9 protein-coding genes are annotated in these 12,137 nt (G+C 27.4%); 7 read left to right on the top strand and 2 right to left on the bottom strand.

The window, feature by feature from the left end; all coding sequences use genetic code 11:
• The first annotated feature begins 41 nt into the window (after window positions 1-41).
• The 6 genes from AFAEC_RS10345 (at window position 42) to AFAEC_RS10320 (ending at window position 9,734) form a co-directional block, all read left to right on the top strand.
• Window positions 42-821 (top strand): sensor histidine kinase, encoded by a 780-nt coding sequence (locus AFAEC_RS10345; RefSeq protein ID WP_026805004.1) that lies wholly within the window; start codon window positions 42-44, stop codon window positions 819-821.
• Window positions 822-929: 108 nt separating this feature from the next.
• Window positions 930-5,666 (top strand): calcium-binding protein, encoded by a 4,737-nt coding sequence (locus AFAEC_RS10340; protein ID WP_026805005.1) that lies wholly within the window; start codon window positions 930-932, stop codon window positions 5,664-5,666.
• A 106-nt stretch (window positions 5,667-5,772) separates the two neighbouring features.
• Window positions 5,773-7,689 carry a transketolase gene (tkt, locus tag AFAEC_RS10335; RefSeq protein ID WP_026805006.1) on the top strand — a complete coding sequence of 639 codons (1,917 nt, stop codon included), beginning with the start codon at window positions 5,773-5,775 and terminating at the stop codon, window positions 7,687-7,689.
• 80 nt (window positions 7,690-7,769) lie between these two features.
• On the top strand, window positions 7,770-8,132 hold the full coding sequence (locus AFAEC_RS10330; protein WP_026805007.1) for a gamma-glutamylcyclotransferase family protein: 363 nt from the start codon (window positions 7,770-7,772) through the stop codon (window positions 8,130-8,132).
• Between the two features lie 6 nt (window positions 8,133-8,138).
• Window positions 8,139-9,389, top strand: coding sequence for an arsenic transporter (locus tag AFAEC_RS10325; RefSeq protein WP_026805008.1), 1,251 nt, complete (start codon window positions 8,139-8,141; stop codon window positions 9,387-9,389).
• 18 nt (window positions 9,390-9,407) lie between these two features.
• Window positions 9,408-9,734 (top strand): YnfA family protein, encoded by a 327-nt coding sequence (locus AFAEC_RS10320; RefSeq protein ID WP_026805009.1) that lies wholly within the window; start codon window positions 9,408-9,410, stop codon window positions 9,732-9,734.
• A gap of 11 nt (window positions 9,735-9,745) precedes the next feature.
• Here the strand turns inward: AFAEC_RS10320 and AFAEC_RS10315 are convergent, their stop codons facing one another.
• Window positions 9,746-10,150 (bottom strand): DUF350 domain-containing protein, encoded by a 405-nt coding sequence (locus AFAEC_RS10315; RefSeq protein WP_026805010.1) that lies wholly within the window; start codon window positions 10,148-10,150, stop codon window positions 9,746-9,748.
• A gap of 139 nt (window positions 10,151-10,289) precedes the next feature.
• Between AFAEC_RS10315 and AFAEC_RS10310 the strand changes: the two genes are divergently transcribed.
• A complete protein-coding gene (locus AFAEC_RS10310; protein WP_026805011.1) occupies window positions 10,290-10,760 on the top strand; it encodes an ankyrin repeat domain-containing protein in 471 nt (156 codons plus the stop codon).
• A 46-nt stretch (window positions 10,761-10,806) separates the two neighbouring features.
• On the opposite strand, the gene AFAEC_RS10305 is transcribed toward AFAEC_RS10310, so the two are convergent.
• On the bottom strand, window positions 10,807-12,123 hold the full coding sequence (locus tag AFAEC_RS10305; RefSeq protein ID WP_034216035.1) for a cation:dicarboxylate symporter family transporter: 1,317 nt from the start codon (window positions 12,121-12,123) through the stop codon (window positions 10,807-10,809).
• Window positions 12,124-12,137: the final 14 nt, after the last annotated feature.

Genomic DNA, 12,137 nt, shown 5'->3' with positions numbered 1-12,137 from the left:
AAGTGGAGATTTTTCTTCACTTATATAAAAATAGGAAAAAAATGCGACAAACAAAACTAGAAGATTTTTTAGAACTTGAAAGAAGAATAAAAGAAGAAGTTGATAAAAGTAGAGAAAAAGACAAAATACTGTTTCAGCAAGCTAAATTAGCTTCACTTGGTGAAATGCTCGGAAATATTTCTCATCAGTGGAGACAACCACTAATGGAAATGAATTCAATATTTTTACCAATTGAGGCTAAAATTATTTTAGGGAAAAAAGTAAAAAATAGTGAAATTTTAGAAGCTATTGAAAAGTTAAATATTATTACAAAATTTATGTCTGATACTATAGATGATTTTAGAGATTTTTTTTCAAATGATAAAGAAAAAATTAAATTTAACTTGCTTGAACAAATAAACTCTATAGTAAATATTATAAGTACTGGATTAAAAGCACATAATATAAAACTAGATATTTTAATTAAAAAGAATCCAAATTTATTTGGATATAAAAATGAGTTTTCACAAGTATTAATAAATTTAATAAATAATGCAAAAGATGAGTTAATATCTAGAAATATAGAAGATCCTTATATAAAGATTTCAATTTTTGAAGAAGATGAGAGTGTTGTTGTAACAGTTGAAGATAATGCTGGTGGAATAAAAGTAAATCCAATTGATACTATTTTTGAACCCTTTTTTACTTATCAAAAACAAAATGGTTCAGGAATAGGTCTTTTTATGTCAAAATTAATAATAGAGAAAAATATGGAAGGAAAATTAAAAGCATACAACAAAAATAGTGGTGCTTTTTTTGAGATTAAAATTCCAAAAGAGTAATAGTTTAGGAATTGATATCTTCAAATATTATTTATTTAGCTTAACTACTAAACTTTTTAGAGACTTTTTTTTAATATAATTTAAGAATTAAATTGAAAAAGGTGAAAAATGAGTCTATTAAATTTATTAAAAAATGTACTAACTCCACAAAAAAATGTAGAGACAAAAGTTGATACTGTTTCAATAAAAGAAGAGAATGTTGAAAGTAACAAAGCTACTATTGAATCTATACAAACTACTAAATTACAAAATACACTAACAAAAGATACCCAAAGTATTTCAACTCAAAATAGTCAAGTTGCTGAACCAATACAAACTTCTGCTAAAGCTCAGAATTTACAATCTATACCATCTGAAGGTACAGTTTTTATTATATTAGAAGCTGTCAAGAGAGAATTTATAGAAGGAGAGAAGGCTGAGTTTGAAATTAAACTTCTTGATGCAGAAGGAAAAGAGTTATATATGACAGATGATGTCATTATGACTATTTCTTATAGCTATACTAGTGCATCAATAGATGATATTAAAGAAGTTCAAACAGTATTTATCCCAAAAGGAAGTTCTAGTACAAAATTTTATGTAGATATTATTTCTGATGGTATAAAAGAGGATGATGAAATATTTTCTTTAAAATTGGATGGAATTGAAACTAATTCTTGGGATGAAATTATTATAAATAAAAATCCTATTGAAATTACAATTAAAGATGATGGTATAGAAAACCAATTTGGAGCTAATATAAAACTTCATGAAGATACTGAATATATTTTAAGTTTAAAAGATTTTGGTAAAATTATTGGAAGTATAGATAGTATAAAAATTACAGAATTACCAAAAAATGGGAAATTATTTCTAAATGGTAATGAACTTACTACAGATATTGAAATTAAACAAAGTGATATTATTGCTGGAAATTTAAAATTTATCCCAGTAGAAGATAGTGATGAAGATGGAAGTTTTAAGTATGAAGTAAAAGTATTTGGGAAATATACTTCAGAAGCTACAACAAATATTGAAATAATTGCAGTTGCTGATAAACCAACAGCAACTATTTCCATTCAGCAATTAGGAACAGAACCTATATTTAAAAGTGAAAATATAGGAAATGGAGATGGTGGAAATACAGGAAATGGGAATAATGAAACTTTTGACTATGATAAATATTATAATTACAATAATTTAACATGTGGAATTAAATGTACAGATACACTTTGCAAAACTACAAATGATGAAGTAGTAGTAAAAGGTAAAATGGAACATTATACAATTAATTTAGGTGGAGGATATAATTCCTTAAAAATAGGACAAGGTGTAGATTGGTCAAATATTTATTCTGGAATTAAAAATGATAAAGTTACTATAACAGATGATTTAAAGAGAACAACTGTGAATCTTGGAGCGGGAGATAATAGTTTAGAAATTGGAAACAATGTAAAATTTTCTACAATTCATACATATAGTGGAGATGATAATGTCTTTATTGGAAATGATGTAGATAATACTACGATTAATCTAGGAGGAGGAACTAATAGCTTAATTGTTGGTAAGAATGTGGATTGGTCTAATCTTTTTGGTGGGCTTGGTGATGATACATTTGAAGTAAAAGGATCAATTGATCATACAACTGTAAATTTAGGAAGTGGAAATAATAAATTAAAAGTTGGTGGAGAACTTGATTTAAGTACAGTTTATAGTGGAAGTGAAAATGATATAGTAGATATCTCAAGAGATGTAAAAAATTCTACTATAAATTTAGGAAGTGGAAAAAATATTATTAATGTTACTCAGGATGTAAATAAAAGTAATCTATTTACTCTTCAAGGAGATGATAAAGTAAATGTAAAAGGAACAATTACAAATAGTGTTGTTAATTTAGGATTTGGAGATAATAGCTTAAATGTAGGAAAAGATTTTTCAAAAAGTTCAATCCATACTTATTCTGGAGAGGATAAAGTTACCATTAAAGGTAATGCAAATGAGGTTTTAATAAATCTTGGTGAGGGTAAAAACTCTCTTGATATTCAGGGAAATTTAAATAAAGGTACAATTATTACTGGAGCAAATCAAGATACAATTGTAATTGAAAAAGATATCTCTCATACAACTATTCATACAGGTGCTGGTAATGATAAAATTTTTATAGGTGGTAATGCTCACTCAACTATTATTGATGGTGGTTCAGGACAAGATACATTATTTTTACCAAAAGATGTTAGTAATTATCTATTTATGGATGGAATTATTTGTAAAAAACCTGTTCCTTGGGAAGAATTCTCGGCAAAAAATTCAGGTAAATATGGTCTTTCTTGTCATATATTTACAATTTATGAATTAGATCCAAATGGAAATAAAACAGGTTCAGAATTGACTATAAAAAATATTGAAGATGTAGTATTTAATACAAAACCAGAAGATATTATAAATAGAAATGAAAATGGTTCAAATGAAAATAGTGGAGGTAGTTCAACAGAGGTTGAGTACTATAATGTTTATAAAGTAAGTTTTGCAGCTGCTTTAAAAGATATTGATGGAAGTGAAAGTTTAACTGTTAAAATAGATGGAGTTCCAAGTGATGCAATAATTACAAATGGTTCATATCTTATGGTTAAAAATTCTGATGGAAGTTATAGTATTACAATTCCTGCAGGAACTAAAAATATTGATGATGAAATTATTTTAAAATCTATCCAAAATATTGATGATATAAATCTTAGATTAACAGCTAGGGCAACAGAGAAGAATGATAATCTTGATGGGTTGAATTATGTAGAAAGTGAAGCATATTTGACTGGTAAAACACAATTTTCTAATGCAACAATAAAAATTCTTGAAGATGAAGAATATATTGTAAGAATGAATGACTTTGGAAGAGTACAAAATATTTCTATACTTACAATTATATCATTACCAAAAAATGGTGAATTTTATTTAAATAATTCTTTAGTAACAGAAGATACAGAAATTACAAAGACTGATATTGAGTCTGGAAAATTAGTATTTAAACCAACATTAAATAGTGATTATGATAGTGGATTTATATTTAATGTAAATGGTGAGAAATATTATACAGGGATTGATATTACAGCAGTTGTAGATGCACCTGAAACTAGTATTAAAGTTACAAAATTAGATAAGAATATTGAAGAAGATATAACGCAAATTGATAATACAAAATATGTTGTTAAATCTTATGACAAAGTTGTTTGTAAAATAATTTGTACAGATCCATTATTTGGGAAATCTGATGATAAAGTTATTATAAATAAAAATATGGAAACTTCTACTATTAATTTGGGAGAAGGTAAAAATGCACTAGAAATTGGTGGAGCAGTTACTTTAGGAAATATTTATAGTGGACAAGGAAATGATAGAGTTTCTATAGTTGATGGTGTTAAATCTACAACAATTAATTTAGGATATGGAGATAATAGTTTGGATGTAGGGAAAGATTTCCATTTATCTACAGTTCATACTTATACAGGTGATGATACTCTTAAAATAGGGAATAGTTTAACTAATTCAACAGTTAATTTAGGTGATGGGAAAAATAGTATTGATATAAAAAATGGAGTTGATTGGTCAAATATTTTTACTACAAATGGAGATGATAAGTTAAAAGTTGGTGGAAATATTAATAGTACTACAATAAATCTTGGAGCAGGAGATAATGAAGTAGTAATTGGAAAAACTATTGATTTAAGTACTCTTTATACATTAGGTGGAGATGATAGTTTATTAGTTAAAAATAGTTTAGAAAGAAGTACAGTAAATTTAGGAAATGGTCAAAATTCTATTTTAGTTGAAAAAAATATAAAATCAAGTACGATTATTACAGGAAGTGGAGACGATTTAGTACTAGTAAATGGGAGCATTAAAGATACAAATATTTTCACAGGTGGTGGAAATGATAAAGTTTTTATAAATAGTGCTGAAAAATGTACTATGGTAGATGGTGGTTCAGGATATGATGTATTATATTTAAGTGGTAGCAAAGAAAACTATAGATTTGAAGAAGGAATTATTTGTAAAAAACCAATTACTTGGGAAGAGTTTGTAGCAAAAAATAAGAATATGAATGGATTAAATTGTAAAATATTTACTATTTATGAAGTAGATGCTTCTGGAAAAAGAACAGGTAATAGCTTTGAAGTAAGAAATATTGAAGATGTATCGTTTAATGCAAAACTTTCAGATTTTGTTGAAACTCCTGCAAATGAGTTTATGGTTGATATTAGTGCTGCTTTAAAAGATACTGATGGAAGTGAGAATTTAACAGTTAAGATTAGTGGAATACCTGTAGGAAGTGAATTAATTAGTAATAATTACGAGATAATTGATAATAAAGATGGCTCTTGGGATATAAAGATTGCAAAAGGAACAACTTCAATTATGGATAGTATTATTTTAAGAACACCAGAAGATATTGAAAATATAGATTTGAAGATTTCTGCAACAGCAACAGAAACAAGAGATAATGAAAATGGGCAAAATGTTGTAACAGTTGAGTCTTCATTTGAATTACATACAGAAAATGGAAAAACAATAAGTACGCAAAAATTAATGGGAGAAGAGATTGATTTAACTAAGGTTATATCAAAGACGACAAATATTGTAGATATGGAAAATGGACAAGAAGATAAACTTAAAGTTGATTTAAAAGACATCTTAGATTTAAATAGCAATGAGCTTATAATAAAAGGTGATAAAAAAGATATAGTTGAACTTGATAGCCAAGATTGGACACAAAATGGAAAACAAAATATTGATGGGAAGTCATATAATATTTATACAAATTCGACTGTGAAATTGATTATTGAAGATGAGATAGATATTCATAATATCTAATATATAAGTAGGGCTTCCTACTTATAGTAAACATAACTAAAAAATTAAACACTATTTAGCTATAATCCAAATAAATTTCAAAAAATTCTTACAATTTAGGATAATCATGTCAAAACAACTATTACAAAAACAAGCAGATACAATTAGATTTTTAGCTGCTGATATGGTACAAAGAGCAAACTCTGGACACCCTGGAGCACCTATGGGAATGGCTGATATAGCAACAGTTTTAAGCAAACATTTAAATATAAATCCAGCTGATGAAAAGTGGCTAAACAGAGATAGATTAGTATTCTCAGGAGGACATGCAACAGGGCTTGTATATTCACTTTTACATTTATGGGGATTTGATGTATCTATAAATGATTTAAAAAATTTTAGACAATTAAATTCAAAAACACCAGGTCATCCAGAATATGGACATACACATGGAATAGAGATAACAACTGGACCATTAGGTCAAGGAATTGCAAATGCAGTTGGTTTTGCAGCTGCAGGAAAATATGCAGAAAATTTACTAGGGAGTGAAGTAATAAATCATAAAGTTTATTGTCTTTGTGGAGATGGAGATTTACAAGAGGGAATTTCTTATGAAGCAACTGCAACAGCAGGGCATTTAAAACTGAATAATCTTGTAATTATTTATGATTCAAATAATATAACAATTGAAGGTGATACAAGTATTGCTTGGAGTGAAAATGTTAAAAAAAGATTTCAAGCAATAGATTTTGAAGTTATTGAAATAGATGGGCATAATTTTGATCAAATTGATAAAGCTATAATTCAAGCAAAAAATTCAGCACAACCAGTATTAATTATTGCAAAAACAGTTATCGCAAAAGGTGCAGTTGCATTAGAAGGGAGTCATCACTCACATGGAGCTCCACTTGGAGTTGATGAGATAAAACAAGCAAAAATAAAAGCTGGATTTAATCCTGATGAGGATTTTTTTGTTCCTGCTGATGTAAAAGGTGCTTTTGATAAATTGATTATTGGTTCAACTGCACAAAATGAGTGGACAGAATCTTTATCAAATCAGATAAAACAAAAAATAAAAGAGCTACAAAACCCAGATTTTGACTCTATCGTTTATCCTACTTTTGAAGTAGATTCTAGTGTTGCTACAAGAGATTCTAATCATAAAATTTTAAATGCAATAGCTAGTGCAATTCCAGGATTTTTAGGTGGAAGTGCGGATTTAGCACCATCAAATAAAACTGAACTTAAAAATATGGGTGATTTTCCAAATGGGAAAAATATACATTTTGGTATAAAAGAGCATGCTATGGCAGCAATAACAAATGCTATGAATTTATATGGTTTATTTAGAGTATTTAGTGCAACATTTTTTGTATTTAGTGATTATTTAAAACCAAGTGCAAGAATAGCAGCATTAGCAAATATTCCTCATCATTTTATTTGGACACATGATAGTATTGGAGTTGGAGAAGATGGACCAACACATCAACCAATAGAACATTTAAGCCAATTTAGAGCTTTACCAAATTTTTATACATTTAGACCAGCAGATGCAAGTGAGAATATAGATTCTTGGAAAATAGCATTAAAAATGAAAGCTCCAACAGCTTTTGTATGCTCAAGACAGGGATTAAAAGTTTTAAAAGATGAAAAAGTTTATGGAACTGTTGCAAATGGTGCATATCTTTTAAAGCAAAGAGAAAATGCAAATATTACTATTATGGCAAGTGGAAGTGAAGTAATGTTAGCTCTACAAACAGCTTGTGCCTTAGAAAAAGAAGGAATCTTTGCAAATATTGTGTCTGTTCCTTGTTTTGATCTACTTTTAGAACAAGATGAGAGTTATATAAATAAAATAATTGATCCAAAAACAAAGGTTTATGCAGTTGAAGCTGCAAGAGCTTTAGAATATTATAAATTTGCAGATGTAGTTTTTGGAATGGATACATTTGGAGCTAGTGGTCCAGCTCCTGAACTTTTTGAAGAGTTTGGATTTACAATAGATAAATTAAAAGCAAAAATTGTAACTGATTTTAAAAAATAAAAAGTATATAAAGTAAAGATAAAATTTTATCTTTACTTTTTTTAATTCTTATATAATCTTTTAATATAAAAGGAAAATTCTTGAAAGAATCACTTTTTGTTTATGGTACATTGATGCCAAACTGCCCAAATGCTTATGTTTTAGAAAATATAAAAGGAAAATTTGTAAGTGCAACTGTAAAAGGAAAGCTAATAGATGCTGGTTGGAGTGCTAGTATGGGATATCCAGGTATTAGACTTGAGATGGGGAATGATACTATTCATGGGTTTTTATTTTATTCTGATAATCTTATAAATCATTGGGAAAATCTTGATATTTTTGAGGGGGAAGAGTTTGTAAGAACTCCTGTTGTAGTTGAAAGATATGATGAACTTGAAGTTCAATCTTATATTTATACATTAAAAGATGAGATTATAGATATGTATGAAGAAGATATTAAATAAAATTTAATGATAACTGCTAGCTTAATTTTTATAGTAACTCTTCTTTTTATAATAATCCAGCCAAAAAATATACAAATAGGCACAAGTGCAATTATAGGGGCAACTTTTGCTTTAATTTTTAAAGTAGTTAGTTTTGATGATGTTTTAGAAGTTATTAATATTGTTTGGGATGCAACTTTTGCATTTATTGGAATTATTATTTTATCTTTAGTTTTAGATAAGATTGGTTTTTTTGAATATATGGCATTAAGAATGGCAAAATTCTCAAGAGGAAATGGGCATTTAATGTTTGTTTATTCTATGCTTTTAGGTTCATTTGTTTCAGCTTTTTTTGCAAATGATGGGGCAGCTTTAATATTAACTCCAATAATTTTAGCAAAGATGAAAATTTTACAACTTAGAGTAAAAACTATGGTAGTATTTTTACTTGCAAGTGGTTTTATAAGTGATAGTGCATCTTTGCCTTTTGTATTCTCAAATCTTACAAATATTATAACAGCAAACTATTTTGATATAACATTTATGAAATATTTTTTTGATATGTTAGTTCCATTTTTTGTAAGTATTACAATATCTACTTTGGTTTTGTGGCTATATTTAAGAAAAGATATACCAAAAGAAGTTGATATTAAACTTTTAAAAGAACCAAAAAGTGCTATAAAGAATCAAAAACTTTTTTACTTTTCTTGGATTTTTTTAGCTTTTTTATTGGGTACATATTTTTTGAGTGATATATATAAAATTCCTATTAGTTTTTTTGCTTTAGGTGGAGCGATAATTTTTTTATTAATAGCTAGTTTTTTAAAAGAGGTAAATATAAAAAGTATTATCAAAGAGAGTCCTTGGCAAATTGTTTGGTTTAGTATAGGACTTTATATTGTTGTTTATGGGCTTAAAAATGTTGGACTTACAGATGAAGTGGCGATAGTTTTAGAATATTTAGTTTCAAAAGGAGATACATTAGCAGTTCTTGGAACAGGATTTATAGCTGCATTTTTAAGTGCTATTATGAATAATCTTCCAACTGTTATGATTATGGATATAGCTTTAAAAGATATTGGAAGTAGTGCTATGATTTATGCAAATATTATTGGTTGTAATTTAGGCCCTAAAATGACTCCTTTTGGAAGTTTAGCAACACTTCTTTGGCTTTATGTTTTAAACCAAAAAGGAGTAAAGATAAGTTTTTGGGAATATAGTAAGTTTGGTTTAGTGGTTACTCCATTAGTTTTATTTGTAGTTTTACTTAGTTTATAGTTTTATATAGGAAGATTTATGATAAAAGAGATTGTATTATATTTTTTTGCAGCATTTTTTGAGATACTTGGTTGTTATAGTTTTTGGCTATATTTTAAACTTGATAAACCTTATTATTTTTTAGCTTTAGGAGTTAGCTCATTAATAGCTTTTGCTTATTTACTTACAAAAGTTAATTTAGAATTTGCAGGAAGAGCCTATGCTATTTATGGAGGAATTTATATAATTTCTTCTTTATTTTGGTTATATTTTGTAGAGAAACAAGATTTTAATAGATGGGATATTATAGGATCTTTGATAGTTTTTTTAGGAGTTGCAGTTATTTTATTAGGAAATCAGAAATAAGTTTGATGAGTTTAATAACTCATCGAACCAGCATTTAAAAGCCCTATTGAGATTGATAAAAATGCCATTAAAATCCCAACTGGAACTATTCCTTCAGAGATTTTCTTATTAAAAGAGTATTTCCCACTAATTCTTGTAACAATAAATGCAAAAATTAACTGAATAATAATAGCAATAGCTCCCCAAATAGTAAAATCTAAATATGAAACAGAGTGCTCCAATGCACTATAAAGAGGAATAGAAACTCCTATTATTGCCCCTCCAAAACCTAAACCTGCTGCAATATTATTCTCTTCAAATATAAGTTGATAATCATCATATGGAGTAACTATTGCATATAAGTAAAGAAATACTAATACAAGTAAAATTGCTGTAAAGAAAAATCCTAGAAAGTTTAAAAATAAACTAATTTCCATTTTAAAATCCTTTTTTGTTTTATTTTATCAAAAAGCTTATTAGAATATATAAAATAAAGATAAAGAGTATATAAATTTAAATTAATTTTAATGTTATATATATTATGATACTAATTATCATTTAAGAAAAGGAGATACTTTGTGCAACAATATTCTTTTAAATAACAGAGTAAATATCAAAAATCCAGAAGATATATTTGAAGGTTTAATCAAAAAAGATGAATGGATAACTCTACTTAGACTCTTTAGTTTAAATATTTTAGATATAAATTTTAGAGATTGTAAAGGTAGAAATATACTATATTTTGCAATACTAAATAAAAAATATGAGTATATAAAAACTCTATTTGATTTAAGTGTTAGTTCACAGGTAAATTTCCATTTAAATGCTCTTAATTTCTCTGTTTGTTTAGATGATACTAAAGCTTTAGAAATACTTTTAAAATGTGGTTTAGATATAAATACTCTTGATGAGATTGGAAGTTCTGCTTTAATATATTCAATTTTATATAAGAAAAAGAAGTGCATGGATTTTTTACTTTTAAATGGTGCTGATATTAATCTTGAAGATTTTATGGGAAATTGTGCAAAAGATTTAATAAAAAGATAAAATAAAACTTGAGATAATAGTTTTCTCAAGTTTTATAAATATTAATTTAACCTATACTACTTTCTATTTTATTTGGGTTATCTAAAGCATATTTAAATTTTTCTATATCAACTTTTTTGTCCCAAACTCCAACAACAACTGCAGCAACAGCATTTCCACAAAGATTTCCAACTGCTCTAAGTTCACTCATAAATTTATCAACTCCAAGTAAAACAGCAACAGTAACCATTGGTATTGCGCCACCCATAGCACCTAAAGTTCCAGCAAGAACAATAAATCCAGAACCTGTAACTCCCACAGCTCCTTTTGAAGTAACCATTAGAATTACAATTATAAATAGTTGTTGTTCTAGAGTTAAAGGTATATTAAATGCTTGTGATAAAAAGATAATTGATAAAGCAAGATAAATATTTGTACAATCAAGATTAAATGAGTATCCTGTTGGTAAAATTAATCCAGTAACTGATTTATTTACACCAGCAGCTTCAAGTCTTTTCATAAGAGGAGCAAGAGCTGATTCACTAGAAGAGGTAGCGAATACTATAAGAACTTCTTTTTGAATATATCTCATAAACTTAAAGATATTTATCTTAAACATAGCAGTAATTATTCCTAAAATAATAAATATAAAGGCAAGAACAGAGATAAGCATAACACCCAATAAACTAGCCATTTGTACAAGTGAACCAATTCCAAATTTACCAATTAGAAATGCCATAGCACTAAAACTTGCAATTGGAGAGAACCACATAATAAAAACTAATATTTTAAAAAAGAAGTTTTGAGCAATTTCAACTGGTTTTAAAATCTTTGGTTTATATTTTCCACCAAAAAGAGATATTAAAATAGCTAAAGTCAATGCCATAACTAAAACTTGAAGAGTTTGACCATTTAAAAATGGAGTTATCGGATCTGTTGGAATTGCATTTTTAAGTATTTCCCAAATATCTCCAACTTTATCTGGATCTACACTTGTATATTTTTCTACACTTTTTGAATCTAATGCTGATACATCAAGATTCATACCATCTCCTGGTTTAAACCAGTTTCCAAATAATACACCAATTGCTAAGGCAAAAGTACTTACAATTTCAAAGTAAATAAAAGCTTTAAAGCCTAAAGTTCCTAACTCTTTTAAATTTTCTAAACTTACAATTCCATATATAATTGTAAGGAAAATAATTGGTCCAACTAGCCACTTTAGTACTTTTATAAACCAGTCAATACCTGGTTTAGCTTCAACTCCTAAAGTTGGATTAATATATCCAACAATAACTCCTGCGATTATTCCACAAATAACCCAAAAGGCTAGACTTTTTAGTGTATAGTCCACCCAAGATTTTGTTTTAATTGATTCTTCCAAAGTTTGCGTCCTTT

Origin of the sequence: Aliarcobacter faecis, assembly GCF_013201705.1 — a bacterium.
Lineage (GTDB): Bacteria > Campylobacterota > Campylobacteria > Campylobacterales > Arcobacteraceae > Aliarcobacter > Aliarcobacter faecis.
The sequence above is the reverse complement of the archived record's forward strand: the minus strand, read 5'-3'. Positions and strand labels throughout refer to the sequence as shown.